Source organism: Microbacterium oleivorans (assembly GCF_001644225.1).
Lineage (GTDB): Bacteria > Actinomycetota > Actinomycetes > Actinomycetales > Microbacteriaceae > Microbacterium > Microbacterium gawkjiense.
In genome coordinates this window covers 1,310,640-1,335,517 of the sequence record NZ_LSTV01000001.1, presented here as the reverse complement: position 1 = coordinate 1,335,517, position 24,878 = coordinate 1,310,640, and the positions used below count along the sequence as shown (strand labels likewise).

The following is a 24,878-nucleotide window of genomic DNA, read 5'->3' as shown; positions in this document are numbered from 1 at the left end:
CATTCGTTCCGATAGGTCTTCCCTGCCTGATCAGAGGTTGATCATGTGGCCGGCGAGGCCGTGGAAGGCCTCCTGCAGGCCCTCCGACAGCGTCGGGTGCGTGTGGACGTTCCGCGCGGCCTCGAGGGCGGTGAGGTCCCACTTCTGCGCGAGCGTCAGCTCGGGCAGGAGCTCCGACACGTCGGGGCCGATGAGGTGACCACCGAGCAGTTCGAGGTGCTCGGCATCCGCGATCAGCTTCACGAAGCCGACCGGCTCGCCCAGGCCGTTGGCCTTGCCGTTGGCCGAGAAGGGGAACTTCGCGACCTTGACGTCGTAGCCGGCGTCGCGCGCCTGCTGCTCCGTGAGGCCGAACGACGCCACCTGCGGCGAGCAGAACGTGGCACGCGGCATGTTGCGGTAGTCCCCGAGCGTCTGGGTCTCGGCCTTGCCGATCGTCTCGGCGGCGACGACGCCCTGCGCCTCGGCGACGTGCGCGAGCTGCAGCTTGGCGGTCACGTCGCCGATGGCGTAGACGCCCTCGACGTTCGTGCGCATGTAGTCGTCGATCTCGATGGCACCGCGGTCGGTGAGCTTGACACCGGTGTTCTCGAGCCCGAAGCCCTCGACGCGCGGGGCGAACCCGATCGACATGAGGACCTTGTCCGCCTCGATCTGGCCCTTCGCACCGTCGGAGTTCGCGGAGTACGACACGGTGACCTTGTCGCCCGAGTCGACGACGGACTCGACCTTGGTCGAGGTGAGGATCTCGATGCCGTACTTCTTGTACTGCCGCTGGATCTCCTTCGAGACCTCGACGTCCTCGTTGGGGAGGGCGCGGTCGAGGAACTCGATGATCGTGACCTTGACGCCGTAGTTGCTCATCACGAAGGCGAACTCCATGCCGATCGCGCCCGCACCGACGATGACGATCGAGTTCGGCAGGTCGCGCGTGAGGATCTGCTCCTCGTAGGTGACGACGTTCTCGCTGAGGGTGACACCCGGCAGCAGACGCACGGTCGAGCCGGTCGAGATGATCACGTTGTCGGCCGTGACGGTCTCCTTCGAGCCGTCCTCCTTCGTGACCTCGATGGACTTCGCGTCGACGAACGAGCCGCGACCCTGGTACTCGGTCACCTTGTTCTTCTTCATGAGGAAGTGGATGCCCTTGACGTGGGTCTCGGCGACCTTGCGGCTGCGGTCCCATGCGGTGCCGAAGTCGAAGTTCACGTCACCGCTGATGCCGAAGAGGTCGGCCTTGTGGGTGAAGGTGTGCGCGAGGTCCGCGTTCTTCAGGAGCGCCTTGGAGGGGATGCAGCCGACGTTGAGGCAGACACCGCCCCAGTACTTCTCTTCGATGATGGCGGTGGACAGTCCGAGCTGTGCGGAGCGGACGGCCGCGACATAGCCGCCGGGGCCGGCACCGAGGATGACGACGTCGTAGTGAGGCATGCCTCCAGCCTAGTCCGCTGCCGGTGGCCTCACTCCTTCGTCTCGCCCCGTCGACCGCGGACGATCGCGACCGCGATCACGACGCCGACGGCGAGGAAGATGATGCCTCCGCCGACCGCGTACGGGACCGCGTTGAACCCTTCCGACGACCCTTCCGCCTGCTCGCCGGCCGATTCGCCGCACTCTTCGACCGCCGCGACCTTGCCGTCCTCGCCCACCGAGAACGTGAACTCATCCGAGAGGGGGTGCCCGTCGCTCGAGACGATCCGCCACTGGACGAGGACCGCCCCCTCGACCGGTCCGTCGACCGCTTGGGTGACGACGTTGTCCGCGACCTCGGGGTCCCCGGCGGCCAGCGAACGGCACGATTCGTCGTAGACCGCCACGACCGTCGCACCCGGCTCCGTCGAGGGTGTCGCACTGAACGTCAGCGAGATCTCCTCCGGGGTGGTTCCGAGGACGGCGTCGGCGGCCGGATCGGAGCTGAGCAACTCGTCGTGGGCCGCGGCGGGGGAGGCGGGAGCGAGCAGCAGCGCGGCAGCGACCGCTGCGGCGGCGATCGCGCCACCGCGACGGCGCATGCGGGGGTTCGTGGACGTCGACATGGTGGCGACGCTAACCGAACGCACGCCGCCGCTCCCCGGCCCTGTCGTCTGCGCCACGGGCCCGGTACCATGTCGCCTCGGCGTGGACCCGGCCACCGTGAGCGGGAGCGATCGGTTACTGTGGGAGAAGGAGGACATCGTGGACGAGAATCAGCGACCGGGCGGCGACATCCATCGGGGTGCCGAGACGTCGGCGCACCCGCGTCTTGTGGATTCGACGCAGACGTTCGGGCACGACTCGGACCTCTCCTTCGTGCCCTTCGGCGCCGAGTTGACGGCCGCCGAGGTGGAGGCGATCAACGCCCTCCCGGCGCGTGCTGCGCTCCTCATCGTCCGGTCCGGGCCGACCGCGGGTGCGCGGTACCTGCTCGACACCGACGTGACGACCGTGGGTCGCCACCCCGAGGCCGACATCTTCTTCGACGATGTGACCGTCTCCCGGCGTCACGCGGAGATCACCCGCACGGGTGCCACGTTCGAGCTGATCGACCAGCGCTCGCTCAACGGCACCTACGTCAACGGCGAGCGCGTCGACCGCGCGACCCTCACCGACGGGGCCGAGGTGCGCGTCGGCAAGTTCCGCCTCAACTTCTTCGTCGCTCCGGCAGAGCGGGCGATCGGCGCGTGAGCCCGGCCGCCGCCACCCGGGGACGAGCTGCGTCCTCGGGGTCCTTGAGCATCGGCCAGGTCCTCGCCCGTTTGAGCCCGGAGTTCCCCGCCCTCACGGCGAGCAAGCTCCGATTCCTCGAGGTGCAGGGGATCGTCACGCCCGTCCGCACCGAGTCCGGCTACCGCAAGTTCTCCGCCGCCGATGTCGAGCGGCTGCGCACGGCCCTCAGCATGCAGCGCGATTTCGGCATCCCGTTGGCCCGGATCCGCGAGTACCTAGAGGAGCACGGCGACGACGTGGCGCCCGTCCCGCCGGCATCCATCGTCCAGACCTCGCGTCGCTACCGTCGTGACGAACTCCTCAGCACCGCCGGCGCCTCGGCGACGCTGCTCAACGAAGCGGTGTCCGCTGGTCTCATCGCGCCCTCCGACTCGTTCGACGAGCGTGCGCTCGGCGTGCTCCGCTCCCTCGTCGCGCTCGACGCGCACGGGATCCAGCCCCGCCACATCCGCACCATCCGGCAGAGCGCCGAGCGCGAGGTGTCGCTCATCGAGAGCGCCATCGCCCCGCTGCTGCGCCGCGCGGATGCCGGTTCCCGAGCGAAAGCCAATGAGATCGCGCCCGAACTGGCCCGTCGACTCGAAGAGATCCGACAGGTGTTCGTCGCCGCAGCGCTCGATCGTCTGACCCCGTGACCGTCCGCGACACGCCGGACGCGACGAGTCGGATGTCGTTGCCGGAGGCACCTCGGTCCTCTAGCGTGGAATCACCGATCACCCGCAGGAGGCCCCGATGACCGCGCACGATGCGCTGGGCGAGCAGAAGTTCTCGACCGAACTCCTGTTCACCGACGGCCTCCCCGAGATGGACGACGAAGTCGGTTACCGTGGTGCCCAGGCGGCACGCGCTGCCGGCATCACCTACCGGCAGCTCGACTACTGGGCCCGTACCGAGCTCGTCGAGCCCACGGTCCGCGGCGCGAGCGGTTCGGGATCGCAGCGGCTCTACGGGTTCCGCGACATCCTCGTCCTGAAGCTCGTGAAGCGGCTCCTCGACACGGGGATCTCGCTCCAGCAGATCCGCATCGCCGTCGATCAGCTGCGAGCCGCGGGTATCCGCGATCTCGCGGGGACGACCCTCATGAGCGACGGCGCATCGGTGTACCTGTGCACCTCCAACGACGAGGTCATCGACCTCGTCAGCCGCGGGCAGGGCGTCTTCGGCATCGCCGTCGGCAAGGTCCTGCGCGAGGTCGAGACCACCCTGGTCGACTTCGAGGCACAGCAGCCGGAACAGGTCGACGAGCTGGCCGCTCGTCGGGCCGCGCGCTCCGCCTGACGCACGCCGCATTTCCGCACGCGCGGAGGATGCTCTCGCGCGCCCAGGTGGCGGACGGTCAGGCGGGGGAGGCGGCGCCCGAGACGGGGATGCGACCCGTACGGACGATCCGGTCCAGCAACGAGTCGAAGTCGGCGGCGAGTTCCTGCGCGGAGTCGCCGGGCCAGATGTGCAGCGGCTTCGCGGCGCCCTGCGCCTGCTGCAGGGAGGTGCGCTCCGGGAGCTGGGGGGTCAGCACGAGCGGCCCGAACATGTCGCGCAGTTCCTTGATGCGGAACTGGTGCTCGATGGACTGCGGGCGGACGCGGTTGACGACGATGCCGAGGGGCTGCAGGCGGGGGGACAGGCCGCGGCGGATCTCCTCGATGGCGCGCAGCGCACGGTCCGCCGCCGCGACGGAGAACAGGCCGGGTTCGGTCACGACGACGACGCGGTCGGATGCCGCCCACGCGGTGCGCGTGAGGGCGTTCAGCGACGGCGCGCAGTCGATCAGCACCAGGTCGTAGTCGGCCTCGATGGTCGCGAGGGCCTCCTCGAGCTTCCACACGTCGCGGACGCTCGGGTGCGGACCGTCGAAGTTGATCGCGGAGGGGCTGCCGATCATGACGTCGATCGTGCCGGGGTGCACCTTCGCCCAGCCGCTCGAGGTGATGGCCTGACGGACCACCTTCTCCTTGGGGTTGGCGAGGACATCGGCGACGTTGAGCCGACCCGCCACCTGGATGTCCATGCCCGTCGACACGTCGGACTGCGGGTCCAGGTCGACGACAAGGGTCCGCACCCCGCGCGCGAACGCCGCGGAGGCGAGGCCCAGGGTCACGGTCGTCTTGCCGACGCCACCTTTGAGGGAGCTGACGGAGAGTACGTGCACAAGCGACCACGTTACCGTCCCCTAGGCTGTGAGGGTACTCAGCCCGTACCTCGGCGGCCCCGACGGAGTGGCCCCGCACCCAGTGAGGTGAAGAGCATGTTTCGCAAGATTCTGGTCGCCAATCGCGGAGAGATCGCCATCCGCGCATTCCGCGCCGCGTATGAGCTCGGGGCGCGGACGGTCGCCGTCTTCCCGTACGAGGACCGCTACTCGCTGCACCGGCTGAAAGCCGACGAGGCGTACCAGATCGGCGAGGTGGGCCACCCCGTCCGCGCGTACCTCGACGTCGACGAGATCATCCGCGTCGCGCTCGAGAGCGGCGCCGATGCGATCTACCCGGGCTACGGATTCCTGTCCGAGAATCCCGAGCTCTCCGCGAAGGCCGCCGCCCACGGGATCGCCTTCATCGGTCCGTCCTCGACCGTGCTCGAGATGGCCGGCAACAAAGTCACCGCCAAGCAGCACGCGATCGCCGCGGGCGTGCCGGTGCTGCGTTCGACCGAGGCGTCGGACGACATCGACGCGCTGGTCGCGCAGGCATCCGACATCGGCTTCCCCATCTTCGTGAAGGCCGTCGCCGGTGGCGGCGGACGCGGGATGCGGCGGGTCGAGCACCCCGACGCCCTCCCGCCCGCGCTGTCGGAGGCGATGCGCGAGGCGGGGAGCGCGTTCGGGGATCCGCGTGTCTTCCTCGAGCAGGCCGTGCAGCGGCCGCGTCACGTCGAGGTGCAGATCCTCGCGGATGCGGCGGGGAACACGGTCCACCTGTTCGAGCGCGACTGCTCCGTGCAGCGTCGTCACCAGAAGGTGGTCGAGATCGCACCCGCGCCGGGCCTCTCGGACGAGATCCGCCGCGACCTCTACGCGTACGCCGTCGCGTTCGCGAAGTCCATCTCGTACGTGAACGCGGGAACCGTCGAGTTCCTCCTGGAGACCGCAGGTCCTCGTGCGGGCGAAGTCGTGTTCATCGAGATGAACCCCCGCATCCAGGTCGAGCACACCGTCACCGAAGAGGTCACCGACGTCGACCTCGTGCAGTCGCAGATGCGCATCGCCGCGGGCGCGACCCTCGAGGACCTGGGCCTGCGCCAGGACCAGATCCACCTGCGCGGCGCCGCCCTGCAGTGCCGCATCACGACGGAGGATCCGGCGCACGGCTTCCGCCCCGACACCGGCAAGATCACGACCTACCGCTCGCCGGGCGGTGCCGGCATCCGTCTGGACGGCGGGACGACCGCGGCCGGCTCGCAGATCAGCCCGCACTTCGACTCCATGCTGGCCAAACTGACGTGCCGGGGGCGCGACTTCGAGGCCGCGGTCGTCCGCTCCCGTCGCGCGCTGGCGGAGTTCCGCATCCGCGGTGTGTCGACGAACATCCCGTTCCTGCAGCGGGTGCTCGACGACCCGGCGTTCGCCGCCGGCGACCTGAGCACGGCGTTCATCGACGAGCGGCCCGAGCTCGTGCAGGGTCGTGAGTCGAAGGACCGCGGCTCGAAGATCGTGTCCTGGCTCGCGGACGTGACGGTCAACCGCCCGAACGGCGACAGCCCGGTCCACACCGACCCCGCCGCGAAGCTGCCGGCCGTCGACCTGAACGCAGCGCCTGCCCCCGGGTCGCGGCAGCGTCTGCTCGAGCTCGGCCCGAAGGGCTTCGCCGAGGCGCTCCGCGCGCAGGACGGACTCGCCGTCACGGAGACGACCTTCCGCGACGCGCACCAGTCCCTGCTCGCGACCCGCGTGCGCACGAAGGACCTCGTCCGCGTCGCCCCGCACCTCGCCCGGCTCACCCCGCAGCTGCTGTCGGTCGAGGCGTGGGGAGGTGCGACCTACGATGTCGCCCTCCGCTTCCTCGGCGAGGACCCGTGGGAGCGTCTCGACGCCCTCCGCTTCGCCCTGCCGAACGTCGCGATCCAGATGCTGCTGCGCGGTCGCAACACGGTCGGCTACACGCCGTACCCGACGAAGGTGACGGATGCGTTCGTCGCGGAGGCCGCGGCATCCGGTGTCGACATCTTCCGCATCTTCGACGCGCTCAACGACGTCAGCCAGATGCGGCCCGCGATCGAGGCGGTCCTCGCCACCGACACCGCCGTCGCCGAGGCGGCGATCTGCTACACCGGCAACCTGCTCGATCCCGCCGAGGACCTGTACACGCTCGACTACTACCTGCGCCTCGCGGAGCAGGTCGTGGACGCCGGCGCCCACATCCTCGCGATCAAGGACATGGCGGGGCTGCTGCGTCCGGCTGCTGCGGCGCGGCTTGTGTCGGCCCTGCGGGAGCGCTTCGACCTGCCGGTCCACGTCCACACCCACGACACGGCCGGCGGTCAGCTGGCGACCCTCCTCGCGGCCAGCGCGGCCGGAGCGGATGCCGTCGACGCGGCCGCCGCGCCGATGTCGGGCACGACGAGCCAGCCCTCGCTGTCGGCGCTGGTCGCCGCCCTGGCGGACACGGAGCGCGACACCGGACTCGACCTGCAGGCGGTCTCGGACCTCGAGCCGTACTGGGAGGCGGTCCGCAACCTCTACGCACCGTTCGAGTCGGGTCTGCCCGGCCCCACCGGGCGCGTCTACCACCACGAGATCCCCGGCGGCCAGCTCTCGAACCTGCGTCAGCAGGCGATCGCCCTCGGACTGTCGGAGGACTTCGAGCTCATCGAGGACATGTACGCCGCGGCCAACCGGATCCTCGGCCGTGTCCCGAAGGTCACGCCCTCGTCGAAGGTCGTGGGCGACCTCGCCCTGCACCTCGCGGCCGTGAAGGCCGACCCGGCTGACTTCGAAGCGAACCCGGAGAAGTACGACGTGCCGGACTCGGTCGTCGGCTTCATGGCCGGCGAGCTCGGCGACCTGCCCGGCGGCTGGCCGGAGCCCTTCCGGTCGAAGGTGCTCGCGGGACGCTCCGTGAAGGTGGGTGTGACCGACATCTCCGCAGAGGATGCCGCGGCTCTCGACGCGGACTCGGCGACGCGACGCGAGAAGCTCAACCGGCTGCTCTTCCCCGCTCCGACGAAGGCGTTCCACGAGGTCCGTGACACGTTCGGCGATCTCAGCGTCCTCGACACCATCGACTACCTGTACGGGATGAAGCCGGGCCAGGAGCACGTGGTCGAGATCGAGCGGGGCGTGCAGCTCTACGTCGGTCTCGAGGCGATCGGCGAGGTCGACGACAAGGGGATGCGGACGGTCATGGCGACCCTGAACGGTCAGCTGCGCCCGGTCACCGTCCGCGATCGCTCGGTCGCCGTCGAGGCACGCCAGGCCGAGAAGGCCGACACGTCGAAGCCTGGTCAGGTCGCCGCACCGTTCTCGGGTGTCGTCACCGTGAAGGCCGACGAGGGCGCGAAGGTGCGGGCGGGGGAGCCCGTGGCATCCATCGAGGCGATGAAGATGGAGGCGGCCATCACCGCCCCCATCGACGGCGTCGTCGAGCGCATCGTGATCGCCCCCACCGCGCAGGTGGAGGCGGGCGACCTTTTGCTCGTGGTCCGTCCCGCGGACTAACCTGGTGCGTCGGGCTTTCCGAGGCCCCAGATCCACCAGGAGTGACCCCCGTGATGCGTGAGCGCGACAACGAGATGTCCGAGGACGTCGACAACGGTGTGCTCGAGCGCACCGACAACCTCGAGACGACCGGCATCGGCATCGTCGACGGGACGACGGCCCAGATCGACCTGACGCTCCCGGCGCTCGCGGACGATGACGACGACTACGTCGACGACGAGGACATCGCCCCGGTCGGGAATGACGAGGCCGAGCGGACCTCGGACGACGGCCACGACGAGGCATCCGTCGTCTCCGCATCCCGGAGCGAGGACGAGTCTCCTGCGCCGACAGCCGACACCCAGGGCGACATCGTCGACGCGGAGGTCGTCGCGGCGACGGTCCCGCCGGCGACGGGGGCGACCCGGCGTGCGATCCACCATCCCGCGGGAGCCGACAAGCACGCCCTCGAGCGTGTGCGCGGGGTCCGCGTCGACGAGGAACCCCTGCAGTCCCGCCGTCTCGACCAGCTCTCGGCCGACCGCGAGAGCCCCGACCTGCTCACCGCCGATCGGCTCATCGACCGGTCCCGCGTCGCCGCGCCCGAGCCCGAAGGCGCCTGGCAGCGTCTCGTCTACGCCGCGAGCTTCCGTCGGGTCCTCCTCGCGGAGAGCCCGAAGGTTCGCGCACGCAAGGAGCTCGACCGCCGCATCGCCGCGCCGCTCACCGGCGGAGCGAAGTTCGTGCCCGTGCTCTCGCGCAAGGGCGGCGTCGGGAAGACGAGTGTCACCACTTTGCTCGGGATGGCCCTCGCCGACGCGCGCGAGGACCGCATCATCGCTGTCGACGCGAACCCCGACCGCGGCACCCTCGCCGAGCGGATCGAGCGCACGAGCGGCAAGACCGTGCGCGACCTCGTCCGTGCGCGCGCCGACGTGACCGGGTTCAACGACCTCTCCGGGATCGTCGCGCGGGACGAGACGCGCCTCGACATCCTGGCCTCCGATGCCGACCCGCACCTGTCCGAGGCGTTCAGCGACCGCGATTACCACGACGTCGCCGCCATCGCCGCCCACTACTACTCGATCGTCCTCACCGACAGCGGCACCGGCATCGTGCACTCCGTCATGGACGCGACCCTCGAGCTCGCCGACCAGATCCTCATCGTCGCCGGACGCAGCGTCGACGAGGCCAAGCTGGCCTCCGAGACGCTGTCGTGGCTCGAGACGAACGGGTACGGCGAGCTCGCCCGCAACGCCGTGGTCGTGCTCAACACCTCCCGGCCGGGGGCGAGCCTCATCAAGCCGAGCGAACTCGAATCCCACTTCCGCAGCCGCGTGCGCGCGGTCGTCACCATTCCATACGACGCGCACATCGCGACCGGCGGTCCGATCTCGTTCCGCGAGCTGGCCGGCGCGACCCGCCTCGCCGCCCGCGAGCTGGCGGCCGTCGTCGTCGAGGGGCTGCGCGCGGCGGGAGCGGTGCGCTGATGGCGGTCCGTCCCATCCGCCTGTTCGGCGACCCCGTCCTGCGGTCGGTGTGCGCACCCATCGACGACATCGACGAGGGCGTCATCAGCCTGGTCTCGGATCTCGTCGACTCCGTGGCCGAACCGGGCCGTGCCGGCGTCGCGGCGCCGCAGATCGGTGTCGGCGTCCGCGCCTTCAGCTACAACGTCGACGGCGTCATCGGGTACATCCTGAACCCCACCCTTGAGGTCGCGGGCGATCCGGTGCCGACGGGGGAGGGATGCCTCTCGGTCCCCGGTCTCTGGCACGACGCCCTCCGTCACCCCTGGGCGCGCGTCACCGGCATCGACCTGCACGGTGACGAGCTCGTCATCGAGGGGGAGGGGCTGCTCGCACAGGCGCTGCAGCACGAATGCGACCACCTCGACGGGATGCTGTACCTCGACCGCCTGCCGAAGGACGTCCGGCGTCAGGCGATGCGCGAAGTGCGCGAGTCCGACTGGTTCTGACCAGATCATGACGAAGGGCCCCGGATCGCCGGGGCCCTTCGTCGCGTGAGGGGGTGCGGATCAGTTCCCGAGGGAGATGTTCGTGGTGGACACGTTCGCCTGATACAGCTCCTCGATGTCGCCGGCGAAGTCCGAGAGGATCACGTTCCGCTTGATGCTCATCTTCGGCGTCAGGTGACCGGATGCCTCGGTCCACTCGGTGTCGAGGATCACGAACTTGCGGATCGACTCCGCACGCGAGACCGCCTTGTTGGCGCGGTCCACCGCGGACTGCACCTCGGCGAGCACCTTCGGATGCGTGATCACCTGCGACATGGGCATGTCGGCGGCGAGTCCGTTGTTGGACATCCAGGTCGGCAGCATCTCGCGGTCGAGCGTGACGAGGGCGCCGATGAACGGCTTCTGGTCGCCCACGACGACCACCTGCCCGACGATGGGGTTCGCGCGGATGGGGTCCTCGAGGACGGCGGGGGCGACGTTCTTGCCCCCGGCCGTCACGATGATCTCCTTCTTGCGCCCCGTGATGGTGAGGTAGCCCTCGGAGTCGAAGGTCCCGATGTCGCCCGTGCGGAACCAGCCGTCGTGGAAGGCCTCCGCGGTCGCCTCGGGGTTGCGCCAGTACTCCTTGAAGACGTTGATGCCGCGGACCTCGATCTCGCCGTCCTCGCCCAGCCGGACGCCGACGCCGGGGAGCGCGGGGCCCACCGTGCCGATCTTGGACTTCGTGGCGAGGTTCACGGTCGCCGGCGCGGTGGTCTCGGTGAGCCCGTAGCCTTCGAGGATCTGCACGCCGAGGCTGTGGAAGAAGTGACCGAGGCGCGGCCCGAGTGGCGCCGATCCCGAGACGGCGTGCTTCACACGCCCGCCCATCGCGGTGCGCAGCTTGCTGTAGACGAGGCGGTCGAAGAGCGCGAACTTGATCTTCATCCCGAGCGGGATCTTCTCGCCGTCCTGCAGGCGGCGGGAGTGCTCGACGGCGACGGCCGCCGCGGCCCGGAAGATCTTGCCCTTGCCGCCGGCCTCCGCCTTCTGCTCGGCCGAGTTGTAGACCTTCTCGAACACGCGCGGCACCGCGAGCAGATACGTCGGCTTGAACGAGCCGAGTCCGGCGAGCAGCTTCGTCGTGTCGGGCTCGTGGCCCGTCTTCACCCCGGCGTGGATGTTGAGGATCGAGATGAACCGTGCGAACACGTGCGCGAGGGGGAGGAAGAGGAGGGTCGCGGCCCCGGGCTGCTCGACGACCTCGTGGAGCGCCTTGGCGGAGTTGCGGGAGAGCTCGACGAAGTTCTTGTGGGTAAGGACGCAGCCCTTGGGTCGGCCGGTCGAACCCGACGTGTAGATGAGGGTCGCGATGTCGTCGGCGTTGGCCAGCGAACGGCGGCGCTCGATCTCGTCGTCGGTGATCTCGGTGCCCCGTGCGCGCAGGCTGTCGAGGTCCCCGGTGCCCATCGTCCACACCTCGCGCACGAGCGGGACCTCCGCACGGATCTCCGCGACACGCTCGGCGTGGGTCGAGTTCTCGACCACCATCGCCACGGCGCCCGAGTCGGTGAGGATCCAGTTGATCTGCGACGCGGAGCTGGTCTCGTACACCGGCACCATGACGGCCCCTGCGAAGAAGAGCGCGAAGTCGACGAGGGTCCAGTCGTAAGTCGTCCGTGCGAGGAAGGCGACCTTGTCGCCGGGCTGGATGCCGCTGGCCGCGAATCCCTTCGCGAGCGCGATCACCTCGCGGTGGAACTCCGCGGCGGTGACGTCTCGCCATCCGTCCCCGTCCGGAACGGCGAACAGGGCCAGCGACGGCGTCGCCTTCACCCGCTCGACGAGGATGTCCGAGGTGTTCGCGGTCGGGTCGGCGGGCACGACGGCGGGGACGTCGAATTGTACGGCGCTCATGGGCGGCAACTCCTTCGGTACCGGGTGGCGTCAGGTGCGACCGAGTCTAGGCCATCGTGATCCTCGATCCCACGGCCGCGGCGGCCCGTCGCGCCCCGTTAGACTCACGGATGCCGTGCGCCCGCACGCGCGGAGGGGAGTGGTGTGCTCAACGTCGGCATCGACATCGGTGGGACCAAGATCGCCGGAGGCATCGTCGACCCGGAGGGCACGATCGTCGACCGGCGCCGTGTCCCCACCCCCGCCGATCCCCACGCGCTGGCGGACGCCGTCGCCGCCATGGTGGACGACCTCGTCACCGACCGGGTGGTGCACGCCGTGGGCGTGGCCGCGGCCGGCTTCATCGATGCGAGCCGGTCCGTCATCCTGCACGCCCCCAACATCGACTGGACCGACGAGCCGCTCCGCGACGAGCTGGAGCGACGCATCGGACGTCCCGTCACCCTCGAGAACGATGCCAACGCGGCCGGCTGGGGCGAGTTCCGTTTTGGTGCCGGCCGGGACGTCCGCGACATGGTGATGATCACTCTGGGCACGGGCGTGGGCGGCGCCGCGATCATCGACGGCGAGCTGCTCGTCGGCGGCAACGGCATCGGCGGCGAGCTGGGCCACATCCGCTTCGAGCGCGGCGGCCGCCCCTGCGGCTGCGGCCAGAACGGATGCCTCGAGCAGTACGCCTCCGGGCGCGCCCTGCAGCGCGAAGCGGCGGACATCGCGGCATCCGGCGCCCTCGGCGCGGGCCTCGCCGCCGCGCGGACCGCCGACGGGATCGTGCCGGCAGCGGCCATGGAGCGACTCATCGCGGACGGCGACGCCGGCGCCCTCGAGGCGGTCCACCGCGTCGCGACGGCCCTCGGTGAGGCGTGCGGCGGCTTCCAGGCGGTCCTCGACCCGGCCCTGTTCGTCATCGGCGGCGGTGTCGCCGACCTGGGGGAGCGGCTCCTCCACCCGGTGCGCGAGGCCTACGCGACGGCGCTGCCGGGCTACGGCGAGCGGCCGGTCGCATCCTTCGCCATCGCCACCCTCGGCAACGACGCCGGCCTGATCGGCGTCGCCGACCTCGCGGGAGGCCGGGTCTGAGATGGTCTACTGGGTCCTGAAGTACCTCATCATCGGACCGATCGTGAAGGCGATCTTCCGTCCGTGGATCGTGGGTCGGAGCAACATCCCGGCGACCGGGGCCGCCATCATCGCCAGCAATCACCTGTCGGTCAGCGACTCGATCTTCCTGCCGCTGATGATCGACAGGCCGATGTCCTTCCTCGCCAAGAGCGACTACTTCACGGGCAAGGGGCTGAAGGGCTGGGCCACGCGCGTCTTCATGCAGGGGACCGGCCAGATCCCGATCGACCGCACCGGGGGCAAGGCCTCCGAGGCATCCCTGAACACCGGACTCCAGGTGCTCGGTCGCGGCGACCTGCTCGGGATCTACCCCGAGGGCACCCGCAGCCCCGACGGCAAGCTGTACCGCGGTCGCACGGGCCTCGCACGGATGGCGCTGACGGCGCGCGTCCCGGTGATCCCGGTCGTCATGATCGGCACCGACGACGTCATGCCGATCGGCCGATCGATCCCGCGGGTCGGCCGGGTCGGCATGGTCATCGGCGAGCCCCTCGACTTCAGCCGCTTCCACGGCATGGAGTCCGACCGCTTCGTCCTGCGCTCGGTGACCGACGAGATCATGGTGGCCCTCCAGCGCATGGGGGAGCAGGAGTACGAGGACGTCTACGCCTCCACCGTGAAGCACCGGCGCCCGGCATCCGCTTCCTGAGCTCTCGCTGCGCCGTCGCGGCCCCCCGTCACACGGCCGGGGGCGCCGTCCGCCGCCGCTAGAATTGGCGGATGCCCACTCCTCTCGACCACTGGCGCTCGCTCCCGATCAAGCAGCAGCCGTTGTGGCCCGACGCGGATGCGGTCGCCGCCGTCTCCGCCGAGATCGCGACCCTTCCGCCCCTCGTCTTCGCCGGCGAGGTCGACAACCTCCGCGCCCGCCTGGCGAACGCCGCCGCCGGTCAGGCCTTCCTGCTGCAGGGCGGCGACTGCGCCGAGACCTTCGCGGGGGCCACGGCGCAGCAGATCCGCAACCGCATCAAGACGGTCCTGCAGATGGCCGTCGTCCTCACCTACGGCGCGTCGATGCCGGTCGTGAAGATGGGGCGCATGGCGGGCCAGTTCGCCAAGCCGCGCTCGAGCGACACCGAGACGCGCGGCGACGTCACCCTGCCCGCGTACCGCGGCGACATCGTCAACGGCTACGACTTCACCGAGGCCTCGCGCACCGCCGACCCGCAGCGGCTCCTGAAGGGGTACCACACGGCGGCGTCGACGCTGAACCTCATCCGCGCCTTCACGCAGGGCGGGTTCGCGGACCTCCGCGAGGTGCACAGCTGGAACCAGGGCTTCGCGAAGAACCCCGCGAACCAGCGTTACGAGCGTCTCGCGGGCGAGATCGACCGGGCCATCAAGTTCATGGAGGCCGCCGGGGCGAACTTCGACGAGCTGCGCGGTGTGGAGTTCTACACCGGTCACGAGGGTCTGCTCATGGACTACGAGCACCCGATGACGCGCATCGACTCGCGCACGGACACGCCGTACAACACGTCGGCGCACTTCCTGTGGATCGGGGAGCGCACCCGCGACCTCGACGGCGCCCACGTCGACTACTTCTCGAAGATCCGCAACCCCATCGGGGTCAAGCTCGGACCGAGCACGTCGCCCGAGACCGCCTTGGCCCTCATCGACAAGCTCGACCCCGAGCGCGAGCCGGGGCGGCTCACTTTCATCACGCGGATGGGCGCCGGCAAGATCCGCGACGCGCTCCCGCCGCTGCTCGAAGCGGTGAAGGATGCCGGTGCCACGCCGCTCTGGGTGACCGACCCGATGCACGGCAACGGCATCACGACGCCGACCGGCTACAAGACGCGTCGCTTCGACGACGTCGTCGACGAGGTGCGCGGCTTCTTCGAGGCGCATCGCGCGGTCGGTACGTTCCCGGGTGGCATCCACGTCGAGCTCACGGGCGACGACGTGACCGAGTGCCTAGGCGGTTCCGAAATGATCGACGAGGCGACCCTCGCGACGCGTTACGAGTCGCTGTGCGACCCGCGGCTGAACCACATGCAGTCGCTCGAGCTCGCCTTCCTCGTCGCCGAGGAGCTCGGCAACCGCTGACGAGGCGACACGAGGGCCCGGCGGGGATCGACCGCCGGGCCCTCGTCGTCTGCGAAGAACGGATGCCGGAGATCAGCCGAAGGGCTGGAATTGCGGTGTGAGGCTGACGGTCGTCCCGGGGCGCTGCAGCGTCCCGCCGTCCGGGGTCATGGCCTGCACCCGGTAGACGTCCCAGTAGCGTCCGCCGAGCGGGAGTTCGAGGTCCTCGATGTTCGGGTTGACCTCGAATCCGGCCGACTGCAACCGGTCGACGGCGGTACGCACCGTCTCGCCGACGACGTTGGGCACCTCGACGGGGCGCGGGCCGTCGGAGACGACGAGCGTCAGCTTCTCGCCCTGCTGCCAAGAGCCGCCGCCGGGTCGATCGTCGACGCGGATGACGAGGTCGTCGGCGACGTCGTTGCTGTACTCGCGGGTCTCCTCGACCTCCATTCCCACGTCCCGCAGGGTCTTCGCGGCCTCGTCCGCCGGCGTTCCGGCGACGTCGGGAAGCGGGCCGAGCGAGACGCGGAGTTCCGCCGTCGAGCCCTGCAGGACCGAGCAGCCCTCAGTGCATTCGACCGGATCCGGCGATCCCGCCTGCGTGACGTAGACGCGGACGACCCGGTCCGCGGCGAAGCTCGTGAAGTAGTTCTTGGTCTCGGCGACCGTGATGCTGTTCTCCGCCAGGAGCGATTCGACCTCGGCGCGTGCCCGGTCCTGCAGAGCCGGCAGCTCGGCGGTGGCGGGACCGGCGGAGATCTGCACGGTCACCGGGGAGTCGCGGTCGACGAACTCGCCGGTGCCGGGGTCCGTCCCGATCGCCTCCCCGGCGGGGACCTCCAGGCTGTGGACGTCATCGCGGCGCGCGACGAGGGTGTTCTCGGCCAGCAGGTCCTCGGCGTCGTCGAAACTCATCCCGGCCACCGTCGGGACGGCGACGAGCGATCCGGGACCGCTGCCGAACCACCACCCCGCCAGGCCGGCACCGGCGGCCAGCACGAGGACCACGGCGAGCAGCCAGCCGCCCCTGACCGCGTTGCGGTGCGTGCGTCGCCGCAGGCGGGTCGCGTTGTCGACCTCCGTCGTGACGCTCGGCGCCGTGAAGGTGCCGGGCATGACGCGGGTCACCTCGTCGGAGTCGAGCGAGTCGTCGACGACGACCTTCGTCCCGGTGGGGGTGGAGCGCACCACCTGCGGGAACACGCCCAGCTGCTTCTCGATCTCGCGCAGGCGCTCGAGCATCTCGCGCGCGTCGTTCGGGCGGTCCTCGGGGGAGCGCTCGGTGGCCCACAGCACGAGCTCGTCGAGCTGCTCCGGAACCGAGGGGTTCTTCACGCTCGGGCGCGGAACCGAGTGGGTCGCGTGCTGGTAGGCGATCTGCATCGGCTGCTCGCCCTTGTAAGGCTGTTCGCCCGCGAGCATCTCGTAGAGCATGATGCCGAGCGCGTAGATGTCGCTGCGGGCGTCCGCCGTCCCCCGCGTCACCAGCTCGGGCGCCAGGTAGGCGATCGTCCCGAGCAGCATCTGTCCGGTGGCGGTGTTCGCGCTCGTCGCACGGGCGAGGCCGAAGTCGCCGATCTTGATGCGGCCGTCCTCGGCCAGCAGGACGTTCTCGGGTTTCACGTCGCGGTGCACGATCCCCGCGCGGTGCGCCGCCGAGAGACCGGACAGGATCGCATCCATGATCGTGATCGTCTGCGGGAGCGTGAGGCGCTTCTGCTCGCGCAGCAGCTCCCGCAGGGTGATCCCGGGGAGGTACTCCATGACGAGATACGCCATCTCGCCGTCCTGGCCCTGATCGAAGACGTTGACGACGTGGGGGTCGGCGAGCCGCGCGGCCGACCGTGCTTCCTGGATGAAGCGATTCTGGAAGACGGTGTCGTCGGAGAGGTGGCCGTGCATCACCTTGAGCGCGACGCGCCGCTCGAGCCTCAGGTCCGTCGCGACGTACACGGTGGCCATGCCGCCCCGGGCGATGCGCCCGCGGACCCGGTACCGGCTGTCGACCAGGCGGCCGATCAGCGGGTCGGTCTGCGGGGTGGCGTTCACGTCAGAAGTCTACGGAGCTGACCCTGCGAGCCCGGGTAACGCCTCACCCCCGGAGCCGGTCGGCCGAGGAAATCACCCGTACGTCTCGAGCCAGCGATACGCCTGCGCCTCCCAGGGGCCGTACCGCTCGGGGTAGGCGGAGATCTGCACGGCCTGGGCGGCGTCGCCGAAGGCCATGTCCTCCCACCCTTCGATGTCGAGCAGGCCGCGGGTCCGGTCGCCGTTGGGGTCTGCGGAGCCGCCGTAGAACGCGGCCGCGGACCGTCGCGGGTCGCGGATCTCGGCCACCGAGCCCCAGCCCGCGCTCGGGCGCTGCTGGAAGAGGCCGACCGAGTCGCGGTCGCCGCCGTCGAGGTTGCGGATCCAGGACTCCACCATCGCCGTCGCCAGGGCGATCGCGATGCCGTCCCGCGAGACGCCGCGCTCGCGTCCGACCGCGATGATCGTCTTGACGTTGGCGATCTGCTCGGCGTCCAGGGCGACGGGCGCCGCGCCACTCGATGCGGGGGAGGGCGCCGCGGCGGTCGGGATGCGGAGCTTCTGCCCCGGATAGATGATCGAGCCCTCGTCCAGGCCGTTGGCCGCGAGAAGGCGCCCGAGGCTGACCCCGCTGCGCTTCGCGATCGCCCAGAGCGTCTCGCCCGCGGACACCTCATGCACGGGGCCAGCCTTCTCGGGTCGGGGTGCGCTGGGGCGGGAGGCGGCGGCAGGAGTGACGGCCACCGACCTGATCGTCAGCTTCTGCCCCGGGTGGATCATCGTCGACGATCCCAGTCCGTTGGCCCGAGCGAGGGCGGCGACGCCCATGCCGTGGCGGGTGGCGATGGACCAGAGGGTGTCGCCGCGTTTCACCGTGTAGGTGGATGCCGGAGCCGCCGCTGCCGGTGTGCGCCCGGCATCCCGCCCCGAGCTCTTCGGGCCGAGACGGAGGACGTCACCGGGTCGGATGATCGACCGCCAGCTCAGGCCGTTCCAGGCCAGGACATCGGCGGTGCGCACGCCGTTCGCCGCGGCGATGGCGCTGACCGTGTCGCCCCGGGCGACGACGTGGGTCTTCACGGCCTTCCGCGCCGCCGGGCTGCCGACGACGGTGGCCGCGGTGGCGGACTCGGTCGCGGATCTGGACGCGACGGGTTCCGGGGTATTCCGCCGGTGCTCCTCGGCCTGTGCGGCGTCCATCGGCAGGAGCGACATCGAGAGTGCTATCGAGCCGATGACGGCAGGGGTGCGCTTGTCGCGCAGGGCGGTGGACAGGAGGTCGTTACGGCGCACAGGTGTTCCTTCGTTCGGTCCTAGCTCGTCGATCCCCCCGCAGAACCGTGCCACGGCCGTGTTGCTGGTGTCAATGGATGAGGCGCATGTGACTGGTGTGATAAACGCTGCGGCGGCGCGGATGCGATAGTGGAGAGGTGAGTTCTGACGCGACCGTGTCCACTGATTGGCTGAGTCTTCCCGAGCTGGTCGAGCTGACCGGCGAACCCCTCGGGCGCGTGCGCCGGATGCTCGACGAGCACCAGCTGATCGCGTCGCGGCGATTCGGGGCGCCCCGGGTCCCATCCGTCTTCCTCATGGACGGATCTCCGATCTCCGCACTCCGGGGGACGATCATCGTCCTGCAGGACGCGGGGTTCTCGGACGACGAGGCGATCGATTGGCTGCTGGCGCCCGAGGACTCGATCGGCGTCGCTCCGATCGATGCCCTCCGACAGGGACGTAAGAGCGAAGTCCGTCGCGTCGCACAGTCCTTGGCCTGACCCCTCGCGGGGTCGCACGCCGGGGCGGTCGTCGCTCAGGCGGTGCGAACGGTCGCCGCGCGCGCCAGGTCGCGGAGTTCGCTGACCGCTGCGTGGCCCAGGCGTTCGCCGCGGAGGGCGCGGTCGGCCTCGGCCGCCCATCCCGTGATCCGATCCTCGACGCGCGCGAGCGCACCGGTGTCGACGATGGTCTGCTGCAGGTGCGACACCTGTTCGGGCGTCAGGTCCCGGTCGCCGATCAGCTCGTCGAAGACGGCGAGGGCCCCCGGTGCCAGGGCGGCCCGGGTGTAGGCGACGAGCAGCGTCCGTTTGCCTTCGCGCAGGTCGTCTCCGACGGGCTTGCCCGTGACGGTCGTGTCGCCGAAGACGCCGAGCACGTCGTCCCGTAGCTGGAAGGCGAGGCCGACGGGGTGACCGAACGCGGCGAGGGCGGCGTACTGGTCGTCGTCCGCGCCCGCGAGTACCGCGCCGAGCTGGAGGGGATGCTGCACGCTGTAGCGCGCGGATTTCAGAGACGCCACGCGCAGGGCGCGGTCGGGGTGCGTGTCGACGGGCACGACCACATGGACCGACTCCTCGGCGATGTCGAGGAACTGACCCACGGTGACCTCCCGCCGCATGCGGGCGAACTCGGCGCGCGCGCGGGCGGCGGCGGTCGGTTCGGCGGCCAGCAGGCCCTCTTCGAGGAGGTCGTCGCTCCACGCCACGAGGAGGTCGCCCAGGAGAATGGCCGCCGACGTGCCGAAGCCCGCCGCGTCGCCCGCCCAGCGGCCTGCGCGGTGCGCCGCCTCCCAGGCGCGGTGGGCGGCGGGGCGCCCTCGACGGGTGTCGGAACGGTCGATGACGTCGTCGTGCACGAGGGCGGCGGCGTGGAAGACCTCCAATGCCGCGGATGCAGCGGTCACGACCTCCGGCACGTGGCCGGGCGCGGGCGCCTCGGCCGTGGCCACCGCGCGCCATCCGGCGAGGCAGAAGCGGGCGCGGAAGCCCTTCCCGCCAGTGGCGGCGGCGGCGCCGGAATCCACGAACGACCGGGCCTCCTCGCCGAAATCCGCGACCGCATCGCGCTGCGCCTGCAGGAACCTCTCGACTCGCTGGGAAACGGCCACGATCGGGTCGGGGGAAGAGGACACGGGCCTAGCCTAGTGATCGCGCGCACGCGTACACTTGATGGACCGACCCAAGGGGGATGCATGCCACTGTCAGAGCAGGAGCAGCGTCTGCTGGACGAGATGGAACGCCATCTCATGCGCAACGACGCCGATGTTGTCAGCGCGGACCGGGGCGCGGCCCCCCTCAGCTATCGCAACATCGTCTACGGGTCCGTCATCGTCCTCCTCGGTATCGCCGGGCTCGTCGTCGGCGTGGCCACGTCCCTCATCGTCATCGGCGTCATCGCCTTCGTCGTGATGGTGGGCGGTGTCGTCCTGGCCTTCACTCCGGCCAAGGGTGCCGCAGCCGCCCGCGCGGCGTCGGGGTCGCGAAAGCCGCGCGCCGCGAAGGCGCCGGCATCCGCCTCCTTCATGGACCGCATGAACGACCGGTGGGATCGACGCAACGACGATCGATGATCTGAGTCCTCCACACCCCTCCACTCCTGAAGCACCGACCTCCGGGTCGGTGCTTTTTTTGTGCCCTCGCAGGGTGCCCGGGCGGGGGCGCCCGGCGCGGCCGACACCGGCGAGGGCAGACCGGAGCGCATCGGGGGCGGGAATCTATCGCGGAGTGGAGGAAAGTGGAGTAAAGTGGCGTCATCCTGGAGCGGGCCGGACGAAGGGGGTGACCGAACGATGTTGTTGGGCACCCACACCCCGAAGCTGGACGACAAAGGCCGGGTCATCCTGCCGGCGAAGTTCCGCGACGACCTCGGCCCCGGCGTCGTGATCACCCGCGGCCAGGAGCGCTGCCTCTACGTCTTCAGCTCGGCGGAGTTCGAGCGGGTGTACGAGCGCATCCGCGAAGCACCCCTGACCAACAAGCAGGCGCGCGACTTCCAGCGCATGTTCCTCTCCGGCGCGAGTGCGGAGAAGCCCGATTCGCAGAACCGGATCACGATCCCGCCGCACCTGCGGACCTACGCGGCTCTGGAGCGCGAACTCGTCGTGACGGGTGTCGGCGCGCACGCCGAGATCTGGAACGCCGACGCCTGGAACGCCTACGCGGACAGCAACGAAGACACGTACTCGGACATGGAGCAGGAGGTGATCCCGGGACTCTTCTGATCCTCGACCGCGACTCCCAGCCGCTCGCCCTGACGCACTTCCCCGGCGCCAGGTCGGAGCGGATGGGGATCGGGGCCGAGGGCCTCTGCAGAACCGAACGCACCATGGCCTACGACGACATCCACACCCCCGTCCTCCTCGACCGCTGCGTCGAGCTGCTCGCACCCGCGCTCCAGCGCGACGGCGCCGTCGTCGTCGACGCCACCGAGGGCATGGGCGGCCACTCCGAAGCGCTCCTGGAGCGCTTCCCCCAGGCGCGGTTGATCGGCCTCGACCGCGACACCGACGCCCTTCGGATCGCGGGGGAGCGGCTCGCCCGGTTCGGGGATCGCGTGACCCTCGTCCACACCGTGTACGACGACATCGCCGAGGCGGTGCGCAGCGCCGGCGCGACGAAGGTCGATGGCATCCTGTTCGACCTGGGGGTGTCCTCCCTCCAGCTCGACGAGGCGGAGCGCGGGTTCGCCTACGCGAAGGATGCCCCGCTCGACATGCGGATGGACCAGACCGCCGCGACCACGGCGGCCGACATCGTCGCCACCTACGGTGAGGGCGACCTCCGGCGCATCTTCGAGCGGTACGGCGAGGAGAAGCTCGCGGGCCGGTACGCCCGCGCCATCATCGCCGCGCGCCAGGAGGCGCCCATCGATCGCTCCGCGCGCCTCGTCGAGATCCTCATCGCCGCGACGCCCGTGGCCGTGCAGCGCGAGCGCAGCGGTCACCCCGCAAAGCGTGTGTTCCAGGCGCTGCGCATCGAGGTCAACGGCGAGCTCGCGGTCCTCGAGCGCGCACTGCCCGCGGCCCTCGGCATCCTGCCCGTCGGCGGTCGCATCGTCGTCATGTCGTACCAGTCCCTCGAGGACCGCCTCGTCAAGCGGGTGTTCGCCGAGGCGACGCGGTCCACGGCGCCGGCGGGCCTCCCGATCGAACCGCCCGAGCACGCCCCCCGCTTCCGCCTCCTCACCAAGGGCGCCGAAGTGGCATCAGACGAAGAGAAGTCCCGCAACCCGCGCGCCACACCGGTGCGTCTGCGTGCGGCAGAGCGAGTGAAGGAGGCGTCATGACCGTTCCGGCCCTGGCCACCACTGCCATCGACAGCGCACGCGATGAGGTCGTCCTCGGGTCGGCGGCACCGGTCCTCCGTCCGCTGGGTCGCCCCGGCGTCGGCATCGCACCGCAGCCGCGACGCCGTCCGCGGCTCGTGTTCGGCCTCGTCGCGGTCGCCGGCGCCCTCGCCATCGCCGGTGTGCAGATGGGGCTGTCGATCGTCACGACGCAGGGCGCCTACGAGGTCAAGGACCTCACGGCGCAGCAGCGGGAGACGAACTACCAGAAGCAGATCCTCGAGGAGGAGATCGCGGGGCTCAGCTCGCCGCAGTTCCTCGCCGCCAACGCCGCCGCCCTCGGCCTCGTCGCCGGCGGCGAGCCCAACTACCTGCGCCTGAGCGACGGCGCGACCCTCGGTCCGCAGAAGGGTGCATCGGATGCCTCCTCGATCGAGGCGTTGTCGCGGGCGGCGGTCTCGAACGCCCTCGTCGCCGGTGTCCCGCTCGTGACGGACCCCGAGGCGAGCCTGGACTCAGGTGTGTCCATCGACGAGGACCTGCTGGCCAATACGCCGACACCCCCCTCGATCACCGACGGACTGCCGACCCCCAGCACACACTGAGAACATGACGACACGAGCAACCCGAGGCCCGCGCCGTCGCACCGTCGTCGCCCTCGCCGTCGTCCTGGTGGTCCTGGTCTCCTTCGTCGTCCGCCTGGTCGACATCCAGATCGTCAACGCGAGCCAGCACGTCGGCGATGCCTTCAGCAAGGGGATGCGGGTCACCTCGAAGCTCGAGGGTGCGCGGGGAACGATCGTCGACACGAATGGCACTCCGCTCGCGACGAGCCTGCTGCGCTATCACGTCGTCGTGAACCCGAAGCTCGCCGAGAAGGGGATGTCCCTGCGGGACGAGAACGGCTCGCTCGTCAAGGACGAGAACGACAAGACGGTGCTGGTGACGTGGCCCGAGATCGCCGCGCAGATCGCCGAGGTGACGGGTCAGGATGCCGCCGAGGTCCAGGCCATCGCCGACGACGCGTTCGCGAAGGACCCGGCCGACCAGTTCGAGTACGTGAAGAAGTTCGTCTCGACGGCGGAGTTCCGCAAGCTCGCCGATCTGCAGATCCCTTTCATCTCCTTCGAACCGATCGCCTCGCGCTCGTACCCGAACGGTGCGGTCGCGGGCAACATCCTCGGTTTCGTCGGTTCCGACGGCAAGCCCCTCGAGGGTGTCGAGTCGCTGCAGAACTCCTGCCTCGCGCCCACCGACGGCAGCATCCGCTATCAGAAGGGCGCCGACGGGGTGGTCATCCCCGGGACGGCGGTCGAGCAGCCGGCGAAGAACGGCGGCACCCTCGCCCTCACGATCGACGCCGACCTGCAGTGGTACATGCAGCAGCTCATCGCCGAGGAGACCTCGCGCTACCAGGCGGACTGGGGCGGGATCATCGTGATGGAGGTCGCGACGGGCAAGATCCGTGCGCTCGCGGAGACCCCCACGGTCGACCCCAACGATCCCGGCGCCAGCGAGCCCGAGGACCGCGGATCGCGGCTGCTCCGGTTCTCCTTCGAGCCGGGTTCCACCTTCAAGCCGGTCACCGCGGCGACGGCGATCGAGCAGGCCGGCGTGACGCCGGAGTCGACGGTCAGGGTGCCCGACCGGATGGTGTTCGACAACGGCGCGGTCGTCAACGACTCCGAGAACCACGCGACCGAGAACCTGACGCTCAACGGCGGTCTGGTCACCTCGTCGAACGTCGCGATGTCGCAGTTCGGCGGCATGGTCGACCCGCAGACGCGGTACGAGTACCTGACCAAGTTCGGCGCCGGTCAGCCGACCGGTCTGGACTGGTCGGGTGAGCCGAAGACGACGATCGCCCCCGCGGACACGTGGGACAACCAGACGAAGTACGCGACCACCTTCGGGCAGGCCTTCACCGTCACCGCCGTCCAGGTCGCCAGCGCGTACCAGACGTTCGCCAACCACGGTCTGCGGATGCCGGCATCCCTCGTCGAGTCCTGCACGAAGCCCGACGGCACCGTCGTCGAGCCGAAGCTCGCCGCACCGGAGCAGGTCATCAAGAAGGAGACCGCCGACGAAGTCTCGCTCATGCTCGAGAACGTCTTCGCGCAGGGGACGCTCGCCGACGACATCGCCCTTCCCGGCTACCGGATGGGCGGCAAGACCGGGACGGCGCAGATCTCCGACGGCAAGGGCGGCTACAAGCCGAACCTGTACTTCACGTCCCTCGTCGGCTTCGCTCCCGCCGAGGATCCGAAGTATGTTGTCCTGACGGTCTTCGACGAGCCCAAGAAGCAGCGCATGTCGTCGGCCAACCGCTCGGTGTTCAAGAAGGCGATGGCGCAGGTGCTCACGCACTACCGCGTCATGCCGTCGGGTTCGGAGACCCCCCTCCTGCCCGTCACAGGCTGAACC

General features: G+C 70.1%; 22 protein-coding genes. 15 read left to right on the top strand and 7 right to left on the bottom strand.

Translation table 11 applies throughout. The annotated features are described in order from the left end of the window. Window positions 1-30: 30 nt before the first annotated feature. Window positions 31-1,431: a dihydrolipoyl dehydrogenase gene (gene lpdA, locus AYL44_RS06435; RefSeq protein ID WP_064002364.1), complete on the bottom strand. Its 1,401-nt coding sequence runs from the start codon at window positions 1,429-1,431 to the stop codon at window positions 31-33. Window positions 1,432-1,460: 29 nt separating this feature from the next. Continuing rightward, on the bottom strand, window positions 1,461-2,036 hold the full coding sequence (locus tag AYL44_RS06430; RefSeq protein WP_197471587.1) for a copper resistance CopC family protein: 576 nt from the start codon (window positions 2,034-2,036) through the stop codon (window positions 1,461-1,463). 139 nt (window positions 2,037-2,175) lie between these two features. On the opposite strand from AYL44_RS06430, the gene AYL44_RS06425 reads away from it, so the two are divergent. The 3 genes from AYL44_RS06425 (at window position 2,176) to AYL44_RS06415 (ending at window position 3,984) form a co-directional block, all read left to right on the top strand. After that, window positions 2,176-2,664 carry an FHA domain-containing protein gene (locus tag AYL44_RS06425; RefSeq protein ID WP_064002362.1) on the top strand — a complete coding sequence of 163 codons (489 nt, stop codon included), beginning with the start codon at window positions 2,176-2,178 and terminating at the stop codon, window positions 2,662-2,664. Window positions 2,665-2,708: 44 nt separating this feature from the next. Further along, window positions 2,709-3,341, top strand: coding sequence for a MerR family transcriptional regulator (locus AYL44_RS06420; protein WP_064002361.1), 633 nt, complete (start codon window positions 2,709-2,711; stop codon window positions 3,339-3,341). A 97-nt stretch (window positions 3,342-3,438) separates the two neighbouring features. Further along, entirely contained in the window at window positions 3,439-3,984 is a 546-nt protein-coding gene (locus tag AYL44_RS06415) for a MerR family transcriptional regulator (protein WP_064002360.1), read from the top strand. A 58-nt stretch (window positions 3,985-4,042) separates the two neighbouring features. On the opposite strand, the gene AYL44_RS06410 is transcribed toward AYL44_RS06415, so the two are convergent. Beyond that, window positions 4,043-4,855, bottom strand: a complete 813-nt coding sequence (locus tag AYL44_RS06410) for a ParA family protein (RefSeq protein ID WP_064002359.1) — start codon at window positions 4,853-4,855, stop codon at window positions 4,043-4,045. Between the two features lie 96 nt (window positions 4,856-4,951). Between AYL44_RS06410 and AYL44_RS06405 the strand changes: the two genes are divergently transcribed. Genes AYL44_RS06405 through AYL44_RS06395 form a run of 3 tightly spaced genes read left to right on the top strand, consistent with a single transcriptional unit; the run spans window position 4,952 to window position 10,316 of the window. Further along, window positions 4,952-8,359: a pyruvate carboxylase gene (locus AYL44_RS06405; RefSeq protein ID WP_064002500.1), complete on the top strand. Its 3,408-nt coding sequence runs from the start codon at window positions 4,952-4,954 to the stop codon at window positions 8,357-8,359. 53 nt (window positions 8,360-8,412) lie between these two features. Next, a complete protein-coding gene (locus AYL44_RS06400) occupies window positions 8,413-9,828 on the top strand; it encodes a MinD/ParA family ATP-binding protein (RefSeq protein WP_064002358.1) in 1,416 nt (471 codons plus the stop codon). Continuing rightward, the gene (locus tag AYL44_RS06395; RefSeq protein ID WP_064002357.1) at window positions 9,828-10,316 is read left to right on the top strand and encodes a peptide deformylase; all 489 of its coding nucleotides are present in this window, start codon (window positions 9,828-9,830) and stop codon (window positions 10,314-10,316) included. The genes AYL44_RS06400 and AYL44_RS06395 overlap by 1 nt, the downstream gene beginning before the upstream one ends. A 60-nt stretch (window positions 10,317-10,376) precedes the next feature. Here the strand turns inward: AYL44_RS06395 and AYL44_RS06390 are convergent, their stop codons facing one another. Further along, on the bottom strand, window positions 10,377-12,212 hold the full coding sequence (locus tag AYL44_RS06390) for an AMP-dependent synthetase/ligase (protein WP_064002356.1): 1,836 nt from the start codon (window positions 12,210-12,212) through the stop codon (window positions 10,377-10,379). Window positions 12,213-12,356: 144 nt separating this feature from the next. Here AYL44_RS06390 and AYL44_RS06385 point away from each other — a divergent pair, with 144 nt between their 5' ends. The 3 genes from AYL44_RS06385 to AYL44_RS06375 all read left to right on the top strand — a co-directional run bounded on the left by AYL44_RS06385 (window position 12,357) and on the right by AYL44_RS06375 (window position 15,383). Then, on the top strand, window positions 12,357-13,292 hold the full coding sequence (locus AYL44_RS06385) for an ROK family glucokinase (protein WP_064002355.1): 936 nt from the start codon (window positions 12,357-12,359) through the stop codon (window positions 13,290-13,292). A gap of 1 nt (window position 13,293) precedes the next feature. Beyond that, window positions 13,294-13,983 carry a lysophospholipid acyltransferase family protein gene (locus AYL44_RS06380; RefSeq protein ID WP_064002354.1) on the top strand — a complete coding sequence of 230 codons (690 nt, stop codon included), beginning with the start codon at window positions 13,294-13,296 and terminating at the stop codon, window positions 13,981-13,983. 71 nt (window positions 13,984-14,054) lie between these two features. Continuing rightward, on the top strand, window positions 14,055-15,383 hold the full coding sequence (locus tag AYL44_RS06375) for a class II 3-deoxy-7-phosphoheptulonate synthase (RefSeq protein WP_064002353.1): 1,329 nt from the start codon (window positions 14,055-14,057) through the stop codon (window positions 15,381-15,383). 72 nt (window positions 15,384-15,455) lie between these two features. Here the strand turns inward: AYL44_RS06375 and pknB are convergent, their stop codons facing one another. Together pknB and AYL44_RS06365 are read right to left on the bottom strand one after the other, a co-directional pair. Continuing rightward, window positions 15,456-17,414 carry a Stk1 family PASTA domain-containing Ser/Thr kinase gene (gene pknB, locus AYL44_RS06370; protein ID WP_064002352.1) on the bottom strand — a complete coding sequence of 653 codons (1,959 nt, stop codon included), beginning with the start codon at window positions 17,412-17,414 and terminating at the stop codon, window positions 15,456-15,458. Between the two features lie 72 nt (window positions 17,415-17,486). Next, window positions 17,487-18,686 (bottom strand): LysM peptidoglycan-binding domain-containing protein, encoded by a 1,200-nt coding sequence (locus AYL44_RS06365; RefSeq protein ID WP_231872735.1) that lies wholly within the window; start codon window positions 18,684-18,686, stop codon window positions 17,487-17,489. Between the two features lie 155 nt (window positions 18,687-18,841). On the opposite strand from AYL44_RS06365, the gene AYL44_RS06360 reads away from it, so the two are divergent. Further along, window positions 18,842-19,168 carry an Rv2175c family DNA-binding protein gene (locus AYL44_RS06360; RefSeq protein WP_064002351.1) on the top strand — a complete coding sequence of 109 codons (327 nt, stop codon included), beginning with the start codon at window positions 18,842-18,844 and terminating at the stop codon, window positions 19,166-19,168. 35 nt (window positions 19,169-19,203) lie between these two features. On the opposite strand, the gene AYL44_RS06355 is transcribed toward AYL44_RS06360, so the two are convergent. Next, complete coding sequence (locus tag AYL44_RS06355) at window positions 19,204-20,301, bottom strand: polyprenyl synthetase family protein (protein ID WP_064002350.1); 1,098 nt, start codon at window positions 20,299-20,301, stop codon at window positions 19,204-19,206. Between the two features lie 60 nt (window positions 20,302-20,361). Between AYL44_RS06355 and AYL44_RS06350 the strand changes: the two genes are divergently transcribed. From AYL44_RS06350 to AYL44_RS06330, 5 genes are all read left to right on the top strand, one after another. Continuing rightward, window positions 20,362-20,739, top strand: a complete 378-nt coding sequence (locus AYL44_RS06350) for a DUF3040 domain-containing protein (RefSeq protein ID WP_064002349.1) — start codon at window positions 20,362-20,364, stop codon at window positions 20,737-20,739. A gap of 219 nt (window positions 20,740-20,958) precedes the next feature. Continuing rightward, complete coding sequence (gene mraZ / locus AYL44_RS06345; RefSeq protein WP_064002348.1) at window positions 20,959-21,390, top strand: division/cell wall cluster transcriptional repressor MraZ; 432 nt, start codon at window positions 20,959-20,961, stop codon at window positions 21,388-21,390. Window positions 21,391-21,452: 62 nt separating this feature from the next. Further along, window positions 21,453-22,454, top strand: a complete 1,002-nt coding sequence (gene rsmH, locus AYL44_RS06340; RefSeq protein ID WP_064002347.1) for a 16S rRNA (cytosine(1402)-N(4))-methyltransferase RsmH — start codon at window positions 21,453-21,455, stop codon at window positions 22,452-22,454. Then, the gene (locus AYL44_RS06335; RefSeq protein ID WP_064002346.1) at window positions 22,451-23,059 is read left to right on the top strand and encodes a hypothetical protein; all 609 of its coding nucleotides are present in this window, start codon (window positions 22,451-22,453) and stop codon (window positions 23,057-23,059) included. The genes rsmH and AYL44_RS06335 overlap by 4 nt, the downstream gene beginning before the upstream one ends. A gap of 4 nt (window positions 23,060-23,063) precedes the next feature. After that, window positions 23,064-24,875 (top strand): peptidoglycan D,D-transpeptidase FtsI family protein, encoded by a 1,812-nt coding sequence (locus AYL44_RS06330; protein ID WP_064002345.1) that lies wholly within the window; start codon window positions 23,064-23,066, stop codon window positions 24,873-24,875. Window positions 24,876-24,878 lie beyond the last annotated feature (3 nt).